The 18,693-nt window shown below is 74.3% G+C and carries 13 protein-coding genes and 4 pseudogenes; 8 read left to right on the top strand and 9 right to left on the bottom strand.

Annotation, left to right across the window (positions count from 1 at the left end):
• Positions 1-168 precede the first annotated feature (168 nt).
• The 3 genes and pseudogenes from UK82_RS14700 to UK82_RS14705 form a co-directional block, all read left to right on the top strand.
• On the top strand, positions 169-2,701 hold a 2,533-nt coding region (locus UK82_RS14700; protein WP_236705958.1), incomplete at its 3' end, for a SpoIIE family protein phosphatase.
• 1 nt (position 2,702) lies between these two features.
• Positions 2,703-3,417, top strand: a pseudogene (locus UK82_RS37850) (ATP-binding protein); the annotation flags it as partial.
• Between the two features lie 94 nt (positions 3,418-3,511).
• Positions 3,512-4,336, top strand: a complete 825-nt coding sequence (locus UK82_RS14705; protein WP_044883766.1) for an ABC transporter ATP-binding protein — start codon at positions 3,512-3,514, stop codon at positions 4,334-4,336.
• A 402-nt stretch (positions 4,337-4,738) separates the two neighbouring features.
• On the opposite strand, the gene UK82_RS34055 is transcribed toward UK82_RS14705, so the two are convergent.
• Positions 4,739-5,518 (bottom strand): hypothetical protein, encoded by a 780-nt coding sequence (locus tag UK82_RS34055; protein ID WP_152989900.1) that lies wholly within the window; start codon positions 5,516-5,518, stop codon positions 4,739-4,741.
• 437 nt (positions 5,519-5,955) lie between these two features.
• Between UK82_RS34055 and UK82_RS14715 the strand changes: the two genes are divergently transcribed.
• Entirely contained in the window at positions 5,956-6,297 is a 342-nt protein-coding gene (locus tag UK82_RS14715; RefSeq protein ID WP_011606763.1) for an Lsr2 family protein, read from the top strand.
• 220 nt (positions 6,298-6,517) lie between these two features.
• On the opposite strand, the gene UK82_RS14720 is transcribed toward UK82_RS14715, so the two are convergent.
• Positions 6,518-7,921: an aminopeptidase P family protein gene (locus UK82_RS14720; RefSeq protein ID WP_055407720.1), complete on the bottom strand. Its 1,404-nt coding sequence runs from the start codon at positions 7,919-7,921 to the stop codon at positions 6,518-6,520.
• 1,175 nt (positions 7,922-9,096) lie between these two features.
• Between UK82_RS14720 and UK82_RS14730 the strand changes: the two genes are divergently transcribed.
• On the top strand, positions 9,097-10,635 hold the full coding sequence (locus UK82_RS14730) for an LCP family protein (RefSeq protein WP_044883763.1): 1,539 nt from the start codon (positions 9,097-9,099) through the stop codon (positions 10,633-10,635).
• On the opposite strand, the gene UK82_RS37855 is transcribed toward UK82_RS14730, so the two are convergent.
• The 6 genes and pseudogenes from UK82_RS37855 to UK82_RS37870 form a co-directional block, all read right to left on the bottom strand.
• The coding region (locus tag UK82_RS37855; RefSeq protein WP_236705942.1) for a YihY/virulence factor BrkB family protein at positions 10,629-11,321 on the bottom strand (693 nt) is incomplete at its 5' end. The genes UK82_RS14730 and UK82_RS37855 overlap by 7 nt on opposite strands.
• A gap of 1 nt (position 11,322) precedes the next feature.
• Positions 11,323-12,029: pseudogene (locus UK82_RS37860) on the bottom strand (YhjD/YihY/BrkB family envelope integrity protein); the annotation flags it as partial.
• 208 nt (positions 12,030-12,237) lie between these two features.
• Entirely contained in the window at positions 12,238-12,438 is a 201-nt protein-coding gene (locus UK82_RS14740; protein ID WP_009742431.1) for a hypothetical protein, read from the bottom strand.
• Between the two features lie 159 nt (positions 12,439-12,597).
• The gene (sepH, locus tag UK82_RS14745) at positions 12,598-14,472 is read right to left on the bottom strand and encodes a septation protein SepH (protein WP_044883760.1); all 1,875 of its coding nucleotides are present in this window, start codon (positions 14,470-14,472) and stop codon (positions 12,598-12,600) included.
• Between the two features lie 247 nt (positions 14,473-14,719).
• Positions 14,720-15,135 (bottom strand): annotated as a pseudogene (locus tag UK82_RS37865) (ROK family protein); the annotation flags it as partial.
• A gap of 1 nt (position 15,136) precedes the next feature.
• A pseudogene (locus UK82_RS37870) lies at positions 15,137-15,589 on the bottom strand (ROK family protein); the annotation flags it as partial.
• Positions 15,590-15,970: 381 nt separating this feature from the next.
• Here UK82_RS37870 and moaA point away from each other — a divergent pair.
• The 3 genes from moaA to UK82_RS14765 are packed head-to-tail and all read left to right on the top strand — an operon-like array spanning position 15,971 to position 17,942.
• Positions 15,971-16,957 (top strand): GTP 3',8-cyclase MoaA, encoded by a 987-nt coding sequence (gene moaA, locus UK82_RS14755; RefSeq protein WP_055407728.1) that lies wholly within the window; start codon positions 15,971-15,973, stop codon positions 16,955-16,957.
• A complete protein-coding gene (locus UK82_RS14760; RefSeq protein WP_044883757.1) occupies positions 16,954-17,568 on the top strand; it encodes a molybdenum cofactor guanylyltransferase in 615 nt (204 codons plus the stop codon). The genes moaA and UK82_RS14760 overlap by 4 nt, the downstream gene beginning before the upstream one ends.
• Positions 17,569-17,570: 2 nt before the next feature.
• Positions 17,571-17,942, top strand: coding sequence for a DUF6457 domain-containing protein (locus UK82_RS14765; RefSeq protein WP_173667288.1), 372 nt, complete (start codon positions 17,571-17,573; stop codon positions 17,940-17,942).
• On the opposite strand, the gene UK82_RS14770 is transcribed toward UK82_RS14765, so the two are convergent.
• Positions 17,906-18,328: a hypothetical protein gene (locus UK82_RS14770; RefSeq protein WP_044883756.1), complete on the bottom strand. Its 423-nt coding sequence runs from the start codon at positions 18,326-18,328 to the stop codon at positions 17,906-17,908. The two genes, UK82_RS14765 and UK82_RS14770, sit on opposite strands and share 37 nt — an antisense overlap.
• Positions 18,329-18,693 lie beyond the last annotated feature (365 nt).

Consider the following 18,693-nt stretch of genomic DNA (forward strand, 5'->3'; position numbering starts at 1 on the left):
CGCGACGTGATCGACGGGACCGGCCCGCGGCGAGGCCCCGAGGACGTCCCCCCGGAGCGCGGGCCGCTGAGCCTTGCCCGTGGCGGGCCACCGGCACCGGGTGGCGGTGGCAGCGGTGGTGGCAGCGGTGGTGGCAGCGGGGTGGATCCCGCGGTGGCGGCGTACGCGATGTTGGATGCCCTGTTCGCCCGGGCTCCGGTCGGACTCGCCCTGCTCGACCGGGCTGGCCGGTTCGTGCGCGTCAACGAGGCGCTCACCCGGTTGGACCGCCGGTCCGCCCGGGACCACCTGGGCCGCACCGTGTCCGAGGTGCTCGGTGACAGCGATGCCGAACTCGACGCTCTGCTGGCCCGGGTGCTGCGTACCGGCGAGGCCGTGGTGGACCTGGAGGTGGGGGTCGCGGGCCCGGCCGGAACACCGCTGATCTGGCTGGCGAGCTGGTTCCCGGTGAGCGATCCGCAGCTCGGTCCGGTGGGGGTGTCCTTCGTCGCGTTGGACGTCACCGGCCTGCAGATCGCCGATCGGGAGCGGCTGCGGGCGCAGGCGCGCTACCGCGGGCTCGCCGACGCCGCCGGCCTGGATGTGTTCCACGCGACGGCCGACGGCGCCCTCGACGTCGACCTGCCCGGCTGGCGTTCCGCCACCGGCCAGCAACCGGGGGCGTTGGCCGGTGGCGGCTGGCTGTCCGGGGTGCATCCGGATGACCGGGACCGGGTCGCGCGGCTGTGGCGGGGGGCGGTCGAACGCGGCGAGACCTTCGAGGCCGAATTCCGGATCTCCGCGCCGAGCGGCGTGGGCGCCGCCGAGCGTGTCGTCACCGCCCGGGTGCTGCCCGTGCCCGGACCTGCGGTGGATGCCGCCGGCGGTCAGGCCGCCGCCGGCACCGGTCCAGCGCGCGACGGGCGGCCGGCCGAGTGGCTCGGCGTGGTCCGCGACCTCACCGGGGAGCGGGCCGCCGAGGCGGCGCGGGCCGATGCCGATCAGCGGGCCGAGGCGGCCGTCGAACAGGCCGAGGCGGCCGCGCAACGGGCCGAGTCCGGCGGGCTGTTCTCCGTCGCGCTGGCCCGGGCCAGCACGGTCGACGAGGTCCTCGCGGCGATCCTCGACGTCGGCGGTCAGGCGGCGCGGGCGGCCGGGCGCGGGGTCGCGCTGGTCGACGACGGCCAGGAGGAGCTGCGGTTCGTCCGACCCGGCGAGGATCCGGCACAGCGGTCCGGCCGCTGGCCGGACGTGGCGCTGGGAGCGGTGCATCCGGTGGCCGAGGTGGTGCGGGGAGCCCGGCCCCTGTTCCTGGCCGACCGGGAGGAGCTGCTCGCTCGCTGGCCGGTGTCCGGTCTCGCCGACGCCACCGCGGCGGCGGGTGAGCAGGCGTGGGCCATGCTGCCGCTGGTCGCCCCCGACGGTTCGGCCTTCGGCGTGGTGACCTTCGCCTTCCCGGCGCCGCGGACCTTCACCGCCGCGGATCGGGCCTACCTCGGTGGCATCGCCGCGGCCGGCGCCCGCGCGCTGGAGCGGGCCAGGGCACACGAGCGGCTCGTGACCGAGGCGGCGGGGGCCCAGGCGGCGCTCACCGCGGCGGACGAGGAGCGCGAGGCCCGGCAGCGCGCCGACCGGCGGCTGCGCCTGCTGACCCGGGCCACGGAGATCGTGACTGCGGCCGAGGACCCCGAGCCGTCCTTGCGGGCCGTCGCGGAGCTGATCGTGGCGGAGATCGCGGACCTGTGCGCGGTCCACCTGGTCACGGCCCATCCGGCTCTCGCGCCCACCGCGGTTGCGGCGGCTGAGGGCGGCGCGCAGGTCACCGGGACCGAGCAGGACGGCGGTGGGCAGGTCACCGGGACCGAGCAGGACGGCGGTGGGCGAACGGGCGGGACGGCGCAGGCTCCGCGGCTGCGGCCGCTGATTGTCGCGGGTTCCGCCGCGACCGGCGCCGCGCCTTCGACCGGCGCCTGGATCGCGGCGCTCGCCTCGCCGGCGAACCCGATCACCCAGGTCGCGGCCCGTGGGATCGGGGAGGTCGTCAGCCACGCCGGGGACGGCTGGGAGCCGCCGTCCGACATCGCGCGCTGGATCCGTCAGGCCGGCGCCCACACGACGGCCGTGCTGCCCGTGGTGCGGGCCGGCCGGGTCGCGGCCGTGCTCAGCCTGACCGCCGTCGGTGACCGGGCCCCGTTCACCGAGGCCGACCTGGCCTTCCTGACCGAGCTCGCCGCGCGCGCCGGGGTCGCCCTGGAGCGCATCGACCGCGAGCACAGCGCGCACAGCGGCGCCGTGGAGCTGCACGAGGCCCTGCGCGGCGCGGCACCGGTGGTGCCCAAGGGATTGCAGGTGGCTTCCCGCTACCTGCCCGCCGGGGCCGAGGGGGACGCCGGCGGGGAATGGTTCGACGTGATCGATCTGGGGGCGGGCCGGGCCGCCCTGGTGATCGGCGGCGTCCGGGGTCGGGGGCTGCGCACGAGCGCCGTGATGGGGCAGCTACGCGCCGCCGCGCGCGCCTGCGCCCGCCTCGACCTGCCACCCGGCGAGGTGCTGGCGCTGCTCGACGGGGTCGTCGCGGACCTGCCGGGACGCGAGGTCGCGACCTGCATCTACGCGATCGCCGAGCTCGACACGGGAGTGTTGACGCTGGCCAGCGCCGGCCATCCGCCGCCCCTCGTGGTCGCCCCGGACGGGCTCGTCTCGCGGCTGTACATGGCGGTCGNCTCCCCGCTCGGCGATGTCCACCGGGATCCGTCGGGGTACACCGACGCCACCGAGTACACCGTCCGCCTGGGCCGGGGCTACCTCATCGCCCTGTTCACCGAAGGCCTGGTCCGCGGGGGCGGCCGGGACGTCGATGCCGGCGTCTCGGATCTCGCGGCCGTCCTGGCCCGCACCAGCGAGGCACCCGACGACAACCTCGACGCGCTGGCGACCGCGGCCTGCGCGGGCCTTGGCCGCGACAACCAGCCGGCGCCCGCCGACGACGCCGTGGCGCTGCTGCTCGCCCGCCTGCCCGACGAACCGACCGCCGGACCGACGCTGCTCGACGTCACCGTCGACGGTCCGTCCGGGCTGCGCGCGGCGCGGGCACAGTGCCGGCTCGCGCTGGAGAACGCCGAGCTGCCGGTCGAGATCATCGACACCGTCGTCCTGGTTCTGTCCGAGCTGACGAGCAACGCCGTGCGTCACGGCCGGCCGCCGTTGTCCGTGCGACTGCGGCGGCTCGGTGACCGGGCTGTCGTCGAGGTCGCCGACGGCGGCGGCCGGCTGCCCCGGCGCCGGCACGCCTCGCCGGACGACGAGGCCGGGCGTGGGCTCGGCCTGGTTTCCCGGCTCGCCGTGCGGCACGGTTTCCGCCCGATCCCCGACGGCAAGGTGGTCTGGGCGGAGGTTGACCTGGTGGGGCCGGCCCCCGCCGATCCGGGCGCGTCGTGATCGGATCGCCCGGGCGGGCGGCGCAGGGCGGGTGTGGCGGGGTCGGGCTGTCCCGCCGCCGCCGGGCGGGCACGTCTCGCGTAACGTGAGCGGCATGCCGGACGCGGTGCTGCGGCTCGACAATGTCAATGTCGTGCGGGATGGGTCGTACCTTCTGCGAAATGTTGCCTGGGAGGTGTTTCCCGGTCAGCGATGGGTCGTCCTCGGCCCCAACGGTGCGGGAAAGACGACCCTCCTGCAGGTGGCCTCGGGCCGGCTGTTTCCGACCTCGGGCACGGTCGACCTGTTCGGTCACCGGCTGGGCACGGTGAACCTTCTCGAGCTGCGCTACCGGGTCGGCGTCGTCAGCCCGGCGCTGGTCGAGACGCCGCCCCCGGACGAGCGGGTGCTCGACGCGGTGGTCACCGCCGGCTGGTCGGTGCTCGGGCGCGGCGACGAGCCGTACGACGACGTCGACCTCGCCCGCGCCGCCGGCCTGCTGGCCCAGTTCGGCTGCCGGGAGCTGCGGGACCGGCGCTTCGGGACGCTGTCCGAGGGCGAACGCAAGCGGGTGCTGATCGCCCGGTCGCTCATGAGCGACCCGGAACTGCTCCTGCTCGACGAGCCCGCCTCCGGGCTTGACCTCGGGGCCCGAGAGGCACTGCTGCGCCGGCTGACCCGCTTCGCCGCCGACCCCTCGGCGCCCGTCAGCGTCCTCGTCAGCCACCACGTCGAGGAGATCCCGGTGGGCGTCACCCATGCCCTGCTGGTGCGCGGCGGCCAGGTGCGGGCCGCGGGTCCGGCGGCTGAGGTGCTCACCGCGCCCAGGCTGTCCGACTGCTTCGGGATTCCCCTCGACGTCAGCGTCACGGCCGGGCGCTACGCCGCCCGCCTGGCCGCCGGCCCGCCGCCGCGGCGACCGGTGTCCGTCGGCGTCTGAGCCTGCGTCCCGCCCGGTGCCGCCTCGCCCGGCCCCGGCCGGGCGTCCGCACGGCGCGTCTCAGGGACCGCCTGGCGGATCAGGACGAGCCGGGCGTCCGCAGCCGGCGCCGCGCCCGAGGACCGCCGCTCGGGCGATCCTCGCGGGCCTCCGGCCGGGTTTCCCGGGCGATGCGTGGTCGACGCGGCGCGGACTGGTGCGCCAGGGCGACGCGAGGCCCTCAGAAGGCGTCAGACCCGCGCTGGCACCACGGTCGGGTCTTTTTCTCCCATAGCACCCTTCCGGCCCCGCACGCGCGTTGGGAGCCCCGGAAGGGGTATGCCGGACGGGTCGACCCGGAAGCGGCCGGGCGGTGAGCCCGGTGGGCGGAGCCGGGTGCAGCCGAGAACCGCGCGGGCGCGCTTACCGCCGAAGCCGGTCCCACAGCCAGCCGGCGCCACGCACCTCGCCGCCGAGGGCGCGGACGCGGGCGGTGAGCCCGCGATCCGAAGTGATCACGATGACGCCGGGGCCGGCGTCGCGGGCGGCGTCGACGATCGCGTCATCGCCGTTCCCGGGCGCGTGGACGACGGCGAGTGAGGGTGCGGCGCTGTCGTCGTTCGTCGCGTCCGATCGGTCGGCGCCGTTCCCGGAATTGCCGTCGCCGTCGCCGTCGCCAGGCGAGCGGCGGCCCTTCCTCGCGTAGCTGTCACCGTTCTCGGCCGAGTGGTCGCCCTTCCCCGTAGACCGATCGCCCTTCCCGCGTGGCCGGCCGGTGTTCCCGGCCGGCTGGTAGCTGTTCCCGGCCCGCCGGTCCGTGTTCCCGCTCGGCTGATCCGTGTTCCCGCTCGGCTGGTCCGTGCTTCCGCGTGACTGGACATGGTCATCGTCGGGAGCCAGGGACTTCGCCGGAGCCGGCTCGACGACCACCGCGGCGGCGGGAACCCCGGCCCGGGCCGCCCCTTCCAGAACGACCACGATCCCCGTCGGCCATTCCGCTGACCCGGGCGATCCGACGTGCCCGTCGGACCCGGCGATCCAGGCCGAAATATCGGCGAGCAGGCGCCGGGCCGCGCCCGGACGGTCGCGCCACCAGCCGTCGGCCCGGGACCCAATGACGTTGGCACCGTCCACCACCCACGTCCGTGGGTACTCGTCCGTGCGCCGAGCCATAGGGTCGGCGCCGGAATCAGGCGTACTCATCCGCCGCCACGATCGCCTTTGGCATTCGTACCGGTCGGTTCCGCTCGCGGCGCCAGCACCCCAAAGCACCCACCGGCTGATGCCTGCCGATTGCCCGGCAATCGTCCGGGGAGTCGGTAGACGAACACGATCGGTGTCCCAAGGTCGGCGGACATGGTCGCCGCCCGGCCGACGGCGGCCCAACTGTCCGCTTGCGGCCGGCGTTTCGGCTCGGAAGGTGTGATTCGCAGAACATGATCGCCCCTATCATGCCGAGCTTGGCCACCGTCTTTGGGTTCCGCACTCCGACAGCCTCACCAGCGTGCCTAGACCGGTGTCTTCGTGTTCGGCGGCCCCAAGTCTGCGAGTCCGTCGAACCAGGCGTGACAGTTCCCGGTGTTCTCGTGGTAATACTAGACGCGTGAGTTCTGCGGTCCGCTGACCTGAAGGAGTGTGGCATGGCCCAGAAGACCATCGTCTCGTTGATTGACGATCTCAGTGGAGAAGAGGCCGACGAGACTGTCCGCTTCGGACTCGACGGTGCGCAGTATGAGATCGACCTGTCGGAGAAGAACGCGACGAAGTTGCGTGAGTCGCTGGCCCCGTTCGTGACTGCGGCCCGCCGTTCCGGCGGCCGTGCGGCGGGCAGCCGCCGTGGCGTGCGTACCGCTTCGCGGCGTACCGGCGGAACCGACCGCACCGCCGACATTCGCGAGTGGGCGCGCAGCAACGGATACACGGTGAGTGACCGTGGCCGTATCGCCTCCAACATCGTCGAGGCGTACGACAAGGCCCACTGATCCTGGTCTTGACGACTTTTCCGGGTCGAGACTCGAAGCGGTGGACCCCGTAGTACCCGCCGTGCCCGCGGTATTCGGCCGCGGGCCGCAGGCCCCGGCGCCCAAAGACCTGCTGATCAGGTTTTGCCAGGGCAGGTTCCTGCCACACCGGCCTGGCCGGTGTGGCAGGAACGTTTGACCTCCGAGCCGACGCGCGCTGTCGTCGGCTCTGTTCGTTGCGTCAGTTCGGCAGATGCCGGCCCATCCAGTTTTCGACGTCTTCCGAGGTTCGCGGAAGCCCGGCGGACATGTTCCGCCTTCCCTCGCCGGTGACCAGGATGTCATCTTCTATCCGGACCCCGATGCCGCGCAGCTCGGGCGGAACGGTGAGGTCGTCGGGCTGGAAGTACAGGCCCGGTTCCACCGTCAGCACCATCCCCGGCTCCAGTGCCGCATCCCGGTAGGTCTCGTCCCGCGCCTGGGCGCAGTCGTGCACGTCCAGCCCGAGCATGTGCGACGTGGCGTGCAACGTGTATCGGCGGTGGATCCCCGCGCCCGGTGCGTGGGGATCCTCCGACAGCGATGCCTGGGCCCCATCCGGCAGCAGCCCCCAGTCCGCCAGCGCGGTGGCGATGACCTGCATCGCCGCTCGGTGTGGAGCCAGGAACGAGGCTCCCGGGCGGACCGCGTCGATGCCGGCCTGCTGCGCGCGGAGAACCACGTCGTATACCTGGCGCTGCAGGTCCGTGAAACGGCCGGTGATCGGCAGCGTGCGGGTGACGTCGGCGGTGTAGAGCGACCTCCCCTCCACCCCCATGTCCAGCAGGGCCAGCTCACCGGCGCGCACCGGTCCGTCGTCGCGCACCCAGTGCAGGGTGGTTGCATGGTGCCCGCAGGCGACGATGGAGCCGTAGCCGACGTCGTTGCCGTCGACGCGAGCGCGCCGCCAGAAGGTGCCCTCCAACCAGCGTTCCCCGTTGGGCAGCTCCATCGCGCGGCCGATTTCCCCCACGCACTCGGTGAAGCCTCGCGCCGTCGCCGCGACCGCCTCGTCCAACCGGGCGATCTCGAAGTCGTCCTTGACCAGCCGCAGCTCGGAAAGGGCCTGCGCGAGGACCACATCGCGGTCGTCGCCCGATCTGTCGTCGGACCACCGCAGCACCGAGCGGTCGACCAGTGGATCGATTCCCCGCAGCGTCCTGGTGTTTCCCGGCGCCAGTCGGGCCAGCGCGCCCCGCAGATCGGTCAGCGGCCGGCACTCGATCTCCAGGGCGGCGGCTGTCTCGCGAACCCCCGGCCGGGGACCGACCCAGAGTTCCCCGTATCGGCGGTCGGTGTAGAACGCCGAGCTCGACCGGTCCGAGCGGCCGGCGACATACAGCGTGGCATCGTGCTCACCGGCCGCGTTGGGTAGCAGAACCAGCACCGCATCGGGTTCATGACAGCCTGTCAACCAGAAGAAGTCACTTCCCGGACGGAACGGAAAATCCGTGTCGTTTGCCCGTACCCGCAGGCCGCCGCTGGGCACCACGAGGGCATCGGTCGGGAACCGTGAGCCCAACAAGGCGCGGCGTTTCGCGGTGTAGGGTGCACAGTCATCGCGGGATGGCACAGCGTCGTCAATGGGCGCCCAGCCGGTTGCCATAAACCGCCGGAACGCCGCGTGTGGTTCCTCATCGTGGTTGGCCTGGCCGGGTTCGCGGCCGGAAGGCGCCGTCGGTTCGACCGTCGACTCGCCGGTCCCGGCGGTCGCGGGCTCCGAATCCGACTCCGCGCCAGCGGAATCCGTCGTCGCCCCGGGTACATCGATGCGGGGGCGGACAACGTCCGCTTCGCCGGCTGTGCTGACGTTCTGGTCACGCTCCGCCGGGGCTCCCTCGGGTACCCCCGTGCCGGCCGGTGGAGGTGTGCTTTGGTGGGACTGGGCACTCATACCGTTAACGGTAGGCCGGGTCGCGCTCCGGCGGGTAGTGCTGAACCGGTCCGCCGTCCATCGAGACCGCAGCGGACATCTCGCCGGGGTCGGAGCCGGATTTTCGGTACGCCGATCGTCCGGATGATGTGAGCCGATCCGGATGGCGCCCGACCCGATCCGTCGCTCGGCGATCGGGTACTCGTGCGCGCCGTCATCCGTTCGCCGGGGTCGAGGGTCTGTGCCGGCTGCGTCCGGCAACTTCGGAAGGTTACCCAAGGGCTGGCCTTCCCGCTTCGAACGGGTTAACGCGGGCAAGCAATCGGTTGTGCGAGATCCGCCAAATCCGCCGTTACGTAACTTTCTGTCGCTGCCCGTTGACGGGGGTCCCGGACCCCGGGTAAGGGCCCGGGGCGGTGCGCCCGAGGGAGGTTCGGTCCGGGTGCGGACGTCATCGGTCACCGCAATCCCGGCCCGATATCCGCGTGTTCATCCGCCTCCTGCGGCAGGGATCGGGCGGCTCCCGGTGAGCCGGGACATCCGAGTCGACGCGGGTGACTCCACCAGGGTGCTGTAAGTGACCTCACATCCGGCCGATGTCGGCATTTTCGGCCCGATCGTCGATGCGGGTCCGCAATTGCGGTCGACGGCCGCGTCCACGGATTGTGAGTCGGGACCGCGTGCCGCGTGCTGGTCGGACCCGCGGTCGCCGGCGTGCCGGGTCGCCCATCCGACAGCCGCCGAGGACGCCGAGGGTGCCCCACGGCACGGGATCGGTGAGAGGCTGTCCCGGAGTGTTCCGTTCGTCGGCTCGCGGCGCACCGCCGGGACCGGCGGCAACGCGTCGATCGCGGCGCCGGCCGGCGCGGGAGATCTGCTCCCGGTGGATGAGGGAGGGGGAGGCGGCCATGACCTGGCCTCCGGAGCGGCCGGAACGGCACGGGCCGCCCGCGGGACGCCGCGCGGGGGAGGGCGGCGGCCGGCGACGTGATGCCCCCCGACGTGATGCCCCCCGGCCCGCCGCTGAGGAGAACTGGCCCGCGGGGCAGTGGCCGCGCCGCGACGCCGGGTCGCCTCCGCCCGCGGTGGACCGCCCGGCTCGTCCACGGGCCCAGCCGGGCGCCGGCGGCGGTTCCCGCGATCCCTACGGCGATCCCCGTTCGGGCCGTGATCCCCACGCCGGGCGTGATCCCCAGGCTGGTCGCGCCGCGCCGCCCGGCGGCCGTCGGGTTGCCGCTGCGCCCGGCCCGACCCGGCCGGACCTGCCGGAAACCGGCGAACCCGCGCCGCGCCACAGCTCGATCCGCCGCGGCGTCACCGCCGTCGCGGCGGTGCTCGCCGCGGTCGTGCTCGTTCTGGCCACCAGCGGCTGGGCCGTGCTGCGACACTACGACGGCCGGGTCCGACACACCCCCCTGACCTTCTCCGCCGGCGTGGACCGGCCGGCGTCCGCCGCCGGCGGCACCCAGAACATCCTGCTGGTCGGATCCGACACCCGGGCGGGGACCAACGGCGAGTTCGGGGTGGCCGAGGGGCAGCGGTCAGACACCACGATCCTCGCCCATCTCGACGGCAACGGTTCGACGACCCTGATCTCCTTCCCCCGCGACCTGTGGGTGCGGATCCCGGCCTACACCGACGCGCGGGGCGCCCAGCACGCGGCCCAGCGTTCCAAGCTGAACTCGGCCTTCTCCTACGGCGGCCCGTCCCTGCTGGTCGCGACCATCGAGGGCCTCACCGGGATCCGCGTCGACCACTACGTGCAGATCGACTTCGTCGGCTTCCAGGGGATGACCGACGCCCTGGGCGGGGTCACCGTCTGCATCAGGGAGCTGCCGGCCGAGCTGAGGGCGCGCGGCTTCGACAACCTGCATGACCACTACTCGGGGTTCTCCGGCCAGGTGGGGGAGAACCGGCTGAACGGCGCGCAGGCCCTGGCCTTCGTCCGCCAGCGGTACGGCCTACCGGAGAGCGACATCGACCGGATCCGCCGCCAGCAGCAGTTCCTGGGGGTCGTCTTCCAACGGATCGCCTCCACCGACACGCTGCTCAATCCGGCGAAGCTGATCGATGTGGTCGACGCCGCGACCTCGGCGATCACCCTCGATGACGGCACCTCCCTGGCCGATCTGCGCCTGCTGGCGGTCCGCATGCAGTCGATCGGTTCCGGTGGGGTCGCGTTCGCCACCGTGCCGGCCGCGGCCGGTCAACGCGCCGGGCAGAGCGTGCTGGTGCCCGATTCCGACCAGCTCGGTGCCTTCCTGAAGCCCTTCGGCGGTCGCGCCGCCGGGGTGAGTCCGGCGGGCGCGTTGCCCGCCGGTCCGGCCACCACCGCGGCCGTCCCGGTGTCCTGGTCCCGGCCGGCTGTGGCCGTGGGCGACGGAGCGCCGGTCAGCGCACAGTCGACTCCGGCCGCCGCCCCGGCGGGCGTCTCCTGCACCTACTGAGCAGGCCCTCGCCACAGCGGGGTCGTCGGCGTGGTGGGGCCGTCGTCGACGGCGCAACGCTCGAACGAGACGCCGCCGCCGGGGCCGGGCGGATCGGCCTCCCTGACGACCGGGCACGGGCCGTCACCGGTCGGCGAGCCGCCGCCGGCGGACTGACCGCCGGCGGAACGCGGATGCTCCGTGGAAGCCGGGCCGCCGACAGCAGCCGGGCCGCCGACAGCAGCCGGGCCGCCGGCAGCAGGCGGGTTGCCGGCGGGAGGCGGGCTGTCTGGGAAAGGCGGACTGTCGGCGGCGGGCGGACTGTCGGTGGGAGGTGAGGTGTCGCCGGTGGTGGGCCCGCCGTCCCGCCTCCTCCTGCGCTGGGAGGACTGCTCGTCCAGCGCCGCGTTGAGCTCGGCGCCCAGCAGTACCGCCAGAGCGGTGATGTAGAAGAACAACAGCGCCGCCACCGGCGCTCCCAGCGAGCCGTAGACCAGCTCGTGGCTGAACACGATCTCCAGGTACAGCCGCAGCACGTCGCTGCCGACCAGCCAGCACACCAGCGCCAGGGTGGCCCCGGGAAGCGCCCGCCACCAGGGCCTGCGCACCGGTAGGGAGAGGTGGTACAGCGAGGTCAGCATCGACAGCGCGACCAGCCCGACGACCGGCCAGAACAGCAGGGTCAGCAGATGGTCGACCGACGGGTGNTGGTCGGCGTCGAGAATCCGGGAGATCAGCCCAGGTCCCAGGATCAGCGCCGGCAGGATGATCACGCCGCTGGCGACCTGGGCGAGGAACAGCCCCAGCGCCACCAGTCGGCTACGCACCGCGGAGCGCTGGTCGCGCTGGCCGTAGGCGATGGTGATGGTGTTGACGAAGGTTGCCATCGCCGTCGAACCGGTCCACAACGACAGCACGAAGCCGATGGAGATCACATCCGGCCGACCGCGAGAGAGGATCTCGTCCACGGTGGGCCGCACCGCGTCGTCGACCACCGACTCGGTCAGCAGGTCACCGGCTCCGCGCAGGATGCTGTCCCGGATGCTGCTGAGGGCGTCCCCGCCGATGGCGTCGGCGACATAGCCGAGCGCACCGAGCAGGGACAGCAGCAACGGCGGCAGGGACAGCAACTGCCAGAATCCCGCCTCCGCCGCCAGGCCCAGCACCCGGTGGCGCCAGGCGTTGGCGAGCGTCGTGCGGGCCAGGCGCAGCGGCCCCCGGGGGACCCGGCGCTGCTGGCGGTCAAGACGGCGGAACATCGCGCTGCGCCGCACCTTCGCCTGGGCCACCGTGCGACGCTCCCGGGCGTGCGCCACCAGTTCCGGGTTGGCCTCGAGGACGACCCGGCGAAGCAGCACCGACCAGCGGCCCCGCGCCGGGCTGCGAGCCACGAGGGTGGACGCCTCCTTCCCCATGGCGGACACGGCCCCACCGTATGGCCTGGTGGAGTGCCTGGAGGTCAACGGCGCCCACACGGTGTCGGGGTAGATCCCCTGATTGGGGGAGGGGGCGGGGAAACGCTCGGTCTGACGTCACCGTGCCCGCTCTCCACCGTGACTGGGAGCAGCGAAAGGGGCACGCCACGTGGTCGTGGCATGCCCCTTTAATACCTGAGCGTAGGACTCAGGACACGCTGAGCTTGTCGGTCTCGTCGTGGTATTCGACGGCCATCTCACGCAGCTTGGAGTCGTGCGACTTGGCATGATGGCGGCAGAAAAGGAGATCCCCGCCGCCAGGCAGCACCACCCGCACGTATGCCTGGGCACCGCACCGGTCGCAACGATCGAGGTTGGTCAGCGTCGGCTTCGTGGTAGTCCCTGTCACATCTACTCCAACTGTGTTAGGCGGTCAGACGTTCCTGCTGACCATGTGACGGTTTACTCACAGCCGGCTCTCGTGGCGTCATTGCATCCAGAGCGGCGTGGTGTCCGCGGAGCTTCGGACCCGCGGACGGTTACTCGCCCCCGGCGAGCTACGGCCTGATCAGGGCCGTCGGGCGCCGAAGACGATGTCGTCCCATGCTGGCACTGACTTGCGTCCACGTCGACCGCCTGCGGGACGTTCCCCCCCACGGGTGCCGTTGTTCTGGCGGCTTCGTGACGCAGCGGGTGCACTCGACTTCTCTGCGGTCGACTCGTCGGTACCCTCCGTCGTCGAATCCTCCGGATCGGTAGAAGACGGCTCACCCTTGGCCGCTGGCGCCGACGCGCCTCGGCGTTGCCTGGCGGCGGTGGCGGGGGCTCCTTCCGCCGCGCTCGGGACCGCGGGGGAGCTCACCGCGGGTGTCTGGGCCGACTCCTCGGTGGGGGTGGCGGAGGCGCCGCCATCCGCGGATGGCGCTGCGGCGGCGGCATCGTCGGCCTGCCCCGGACGCCGGTCCGGGGGGGTGGCGACCGGCCTGGCCGGGCGGGTGGGTGCCCCGGCGGCGGCGCTCGGGCCGGCGGCCGCGGCGGGCGTCACGCCGGATCCGGCCGGCGACGTGGCGGAAGTCACGGCCGGCGCGCCGGCCTGGGCGACGGCGGCCCGGGGGGTTCCTCCCGTTCGTCCGGATCCGGCTGCGGCCGGTGCGCCCGGTCGGGACGACCGGGCGGCCGGGGCGGCGCGACCGGTGGCGGCTGCCGGCGGCGCGGCGGCGGTCCTGGTGCCGCCCGGCTCGGGGGCGACCCGGCGGCCGGTCCCGCGCGGCAGCGAGCCGACCCGGGTCGCCGCCGTCCGCCGCGGCGTCTGCGGCTCGGGGCGGCGCGCACCAGCCTCCTCGGCGGGCAGGGAAAGGTCAGGAGCCTCACCGGCCGCCTCGCCCCCCGCCGGGGCGGCCCAGGATTCGGCCGGCTCCGGCTCGGGCCGGGTCACCGGGCGGGTCGTGGCGGAGTAGTCGGCGGCCGGCTCGTCACGGCCGGCGGCAGGGCCCGGCTCCGGCACGGCGCGGAACGTCTCGGTCCGGGCCGGCTCGTCCCAGTGCTCCCGGGGCGCCGGCTGCCAGCGGCCGTCGGCACGTGCCGACGGGTGCCGCATCGTGGCGGCGGCCGGCGGCACGGCCGCGGGACGCTGCGGAGGCGTCCCGCCGCCACCGGACGGACGATCCTCGGCGGGGTAGGCGGCCGCCGGGGCGGCGGGAAAGGCGGTGGGCTGGACATGGGGCCGGACCATGGGCTCCTGCGGCGCCGCCGGGGGCGGGGCGGCGGCGACCGTCGGCTGGGCTGGCGTGGCGGGCAGCCCCTGGTCGGACACGAGCGTCAGCGCCGGACCCGCGGCCCGCAGCACGGGCGGCGCGGGCGGCGGCGGTGGGGGCTGCTCGGCGCTTTCCGGGGCGACCAGCGCCCGGGCGGCGTCGTCGTGGGGGCGGACCCGGCGCACGACCGGATCCCACGTCCAGCGGGCGCAGCGGCTGTCCGAGGTGAGCTGAACGAGCCAGATTCCGTCGACGCGGCGCCAGGCGTCCCACTGAGCGGCGGCGGGATTGTCCTGGGCGACGATCAGCCGGGCGTCGACGACCTCGCCGAGCGGCCGCCCGGGCACCCCGCCGGGGTCCTTGGGCAGCAGCGCCGCCCGGGCCTCCTGCACGACGCGGGCGCGCTCGGCCAGCACGGGACCCTCGTAACGCTCCACCCGCTCCACGGGTATGCCGGCGGCTCTGGCGACCTCCGCGGCGGTCTCCCCGGCGCGCAGCCGGGCCTGGATCTCCCGCGGGGTCAGCGCGCTTTCGGTGCGCACCTCGCTGCGGCGCATCCCGCGCAGGGCAGCCCGGAGCCGGTCGTCCACCGGCACTCGGAACTGCTCACCGTCGGTCCTGCCGCCTGCGTCCGCGAGCACGAGGTAGCCGCCGTCCTCGCTGAGTGCGACCGCCCTCAGCTCACGCATGGCGCCTCCTGTTCACTCGAAGCCGTACCGTGCCCGGGTCGGCATGCCGCGGCGCACATCTCGCCGGTCGGCCGACGAGCCTGCGAGCAGATCGGCATGACGCACCTGAACCCGCCTTCGGCCTGTGCGTCCCGGTAGGTGACACCCTGCCATCGATGCGGCCGGCTGGTGGGCTGACGGCGGACGACACGCACAGTCTGACCGAGTCGGGCCTGTCCGTCCGGGCCCGGGAGCCGGCCGGATGATCCTACGGCCGGCGGCCGCCGGGCGGGCGGGTCGCCGGTCCCCGCCGCCGCGTCGGGCGGGCCGACGGGCGCGGGCGGCTCTGATCGGCCAGGCCGGACAGCGCGGCGCCGACGATGCCCGCCTCGTTCTGTAGCTGTGCCGGTACCACTCGGGTGCGCAGGTCGAGCTGGTCGAGGAACTTGTCGGTCTTCTTGCTGACCCCGCCGCCGATGATGATCAGATCGGGCCAGAGCAGTGCCTCGAGCGTGTTGAGGTACCGGGTCACCCGCTTGGCCCACTTCTCCCACGACAGGTCCTCCCGCTCGCGGGCCGCGTCGGAGGCCTTCGTCTCCGCGTCGTGTCCCTGGATCTCCAGGTGCCCGAGCTCGGTGTTCGGGATGAGCTGCCCGTGCAGGAACAGAGCGGTCCCGATGCCGGNGCCGAACGTCGTCATGATGACCAGTCCGGCGGTGTCGCGGCCCGCCCCGAAGGCCATCTCCGCGATCCCGGCCGCGTCCGCGTCGTTCACCGTGGTGATGTCCGCCGCAGTGGCGGATCCGGGCGGCTGCGCCGGCACCGAGGTGGCATCCCCGTCGGTTCGGCCGAGGACGCCGGCGAGCAGGCCGACGATGTCGGTGCCGATCCAGGACGACGCGATGTTCGCCGCCGTCAGCGCCACGCCGTTCTTGACCACCGACGGCAGGGCGACACCCACCGGACCGGACCAGCCGAAGTGGCCGACGACCTCGGCGATGGTCGCCGCGACGGCGGCAGGCTCGGCGGGCTGTGGGGTCGGGATCCGCAACCGGGGCGCGGCCAGCGTGCCGTCCTCGATGTTGACCGGAGCGCCCTTGATCCCGCTTCCTCCGACGTCAACTCCGAAGACCTGCATTGCCCAGCCCCTCCCCGCGCCGAAAGTTCCCGCCTGTGGCGCCGGCGTCGCCGGCCCCGCGGTCGCGTGCGCGGACGGCGCCGCCCGCCGCACATGCGCGGCCGGGTGGGCCGGTCCATCGACCGCCGAGAGCTAAGTCTCGCAGGCCCGCTGACCACGGGCGCCGGCCGCCCGCCCGGCAGCCCCTTCGGCGCGCGACGGCCAGGGGCGGCGCGACGCCCCCGGCCCGCCGCCCGGCGGCGTCCGCGGGCTCGGCCGGGGCGTGGTTCGGTCGGCCCGACCGGGTCTGCCTTGCCGGCATCACCGGTCGGTCCGCCTGGCCGTCCGCCCCGGCCGAAGGGCCCGGTGGGTTGGGGCGCTTGGGCTCTATACGCTGGACCGGTGAGTCTTGTCGACACCCATGGTCGCGTTGCGACGGACCTGCGAGTGTCGCTGACCGACCGGTGCAATCTGCGGTGCGTCTACTGCATGCCCGCCGACGGCCTGCCCTGGCTGGCGCCGGCGCGTCTGCTGACCGACGACGAGATCGTTCGCCTGGTCGGCATCGCGGTGCGGCTGCTCGGCGTGACCGAGGTCCGACTCACCGGCGGTGAGCCCACCCTGCGGCCGGGTCTCGCGGCGCTGGTGGCCCGGCTCGCCTCCCTGCGGCCGCGGCCGGAACTCTCGCTCACCACGAACGGGCTCTCGCTCGTCCGGTTGGCCGAGCCGTTGCGCGCGGCCGGCCTGGACCGGGTGAACGTCTCCCTGGACACCCTGGAACCGACCCGCTTCGCCCGGATCACCCGCCGCGACAGGCACGGCGACGTGCTCGCGGGGCTGCGCGCCGCCGCGGCGGCCGGTCTTGCCCCGGTCAAGGTCAACAGTGTCCTCGTCCGGGGCGTCAACGACGACGAGGCTGCCCGCCTGCTGCGCTGGTCGCTGGCCGGGGGGTACGAGCTGCGGTTCATCGAGCAGATGCCGCTCGACGCCCAGCACGGTTGGCAGCGTTCGGCGATGGTCACCGCGGCGGAGATCCTCGCGGCCCTGCGCGCCGAGTTCACGCTGCGGCCCCTGCCGGGGCGGGGCAGCGCGCCCGCCGAGCTGTTCGAGGTCGACGGTGGGCCCGGTCGGGTCGGGGTGATCGGCTCCGTCTCCGCCCCCTTCTGCGCGGCCTGCGACCGGGTCCGGCTGACCGCCGACGGCCAGGTGCGCAACTGCCTGTTCGCCCGGGAGGAGAGCGATCTGCGCGCGGCCCTGCGCGCCGGCGCGGACGACGAGCGGCTCGCCGCGCTGTGGCGGGCCGCGGTGTGGGGCAAGAAGACCGGCCACGGGATCGGCGAGCGCGGTTTCCGGCAGCCGGACCGGCCCATGTCGGCGATCGGCGGATGACCGCCCCGCGGGCCGGCTGCAGCGCACTCGTGCTCGCCGGCGGTGCCGCCCGCCGCCTCGGCGGTCGGGACAAGCCGGCCGTCGTCGTCGGCGGCACCACCCTGCTCGATCGGGTGCTCGCCGCGGTCGCCGGCGCCGGCACCGAGCGCATCGTCGTCGTCGGCCCCCGCCGACAGCTCGCGGCGCCTCCCGAGGGCGGGGTGTGGTGGTGCCGGGAGGACCCGCCGGGCGGCGGCCCGGTCGCGGCGATCGCCGCGGGGCTGGCCGTGGTCGCCACCCCGTTCGTCGCCGTCCTCGCGGCCGACCTGCCGTTCCTCACCGGTCGGGAGATCGAGCTGCTGCGCCGCGGCGCCGAGGAGCCAGCGGCGCACGCCGCCGTCCTGGTCGACCCGGGCGGGCGGCGCCAGTACCTCGCCGCGGTCTGGCGTACCGCGAGGCTGCGTGCCGCGCTGCCGGCCGACCCGGTCGGGCGGCCGGTGCGCGGCCTGTTCACCGACCAGGTGGTGACGTCCGTGCGCGCGGACGCCCTCGCCTGCCTGGACTGTGACGCGCCCGCCGACGTGGCTCGCGCACGGCGATGGGCCGGCCGGGTCCGGCCGGGCACGATGTGACGATGACCTCCGCTCACACCCCGCCCCCCGGGGACAGCCCGCCGCCCGGTGGTGGCGGCGACGTCCTGGACCGATGGCTCGCCCAGGTCGGCGCCGAGCTCGGTCTGGAGATGACGGGCGTCGACGTCGCCGCGATCCTCGATCTCACTCGGGACGTCGCCCACGGGGTCGCGCGCCCGGCGGCGCCGCTGACCGCCTTCCTGGTGGGACTCGCGGCGGGCCGAGACGCCGCCGTCGGCGGCACCGACACGGTGGCGGCGGTCCGTGCGGTGACGGCCGCCGTGCACGGTCTGCTTGACCGGCAGGCGGTGCTCGACCGGCGGGCGGACGAGACCGCTCAGCCCATCCGGCCGGGGCCCGCCTCGTCGAGGTAGCCGCGCATGTCGATCGCCATGGTGCGCACCGCGTCCTGGTCGGGCTCCTCGTACTGCTCGCCGCCGCTCGTCGCCCGGGCGTAGCCGAAGGTCAGCCGGGGCAGCACCTGCGTCGGGGTGTCGAGGTCGTCGGCCCACTCGGGCTCGTCGCCGGTGAAGGCGGCCGGGCCGGAGGGCAGGTCGTCCGCGCCGGGCGCGGCCGTCACGACGGCCCAGTCGATCACGCCGAGCACGATGATCGCCGCCAGCGCGGGCACGGCCGCGATCGGGTTCCACGCCGTCAGCCCCACCAGGGCGAACACCGCGACCACCGTCAGCCCCCCGACGAGGTGACGTCGAGTGGGACGAAGCGCAGGAACCTTTCGACCACGCCGATAGTGCGCCATACCGACAGTGTGCCCCACGGTCGGCGTGTCCTGATGTGGTCGGTCGGGCCCGCGGGGTGTGGAGCCGGCTCCGGCCGGGAAATCGACCGGCACGCTCGTCCGATGGGTGAGGCCCGGTGTGGGTGAGCGGGAACGTGGGTCGCGTCCCACCGATTCGGCCGAGGCCTTCCGGGTATCCACCATGGACCTGACCGGCGCGACGCGACCCCGCGGCGATGCTCGCCGGACCCGGGTGACACCCGGGCCGACGACCGGGCCGGCACGGGACGGTGATTCTGGCCGCCCGAAAGTTCGGCCGCGGGGCGTCGGACCGGCCGGCGGGAGCCCTCCGTGGGCAGGTGGCGCGGTTGCGCGTGACGGTGGCG

The organism is Frankia sp. ACN1ag, from assembly GCF_001414035.1.
Classification (GTDB): Bacteria; Actinomycetota; Actinomycetes; order Frankiales; family Frankiaceae; genus Frankia; species Frankia torreyi.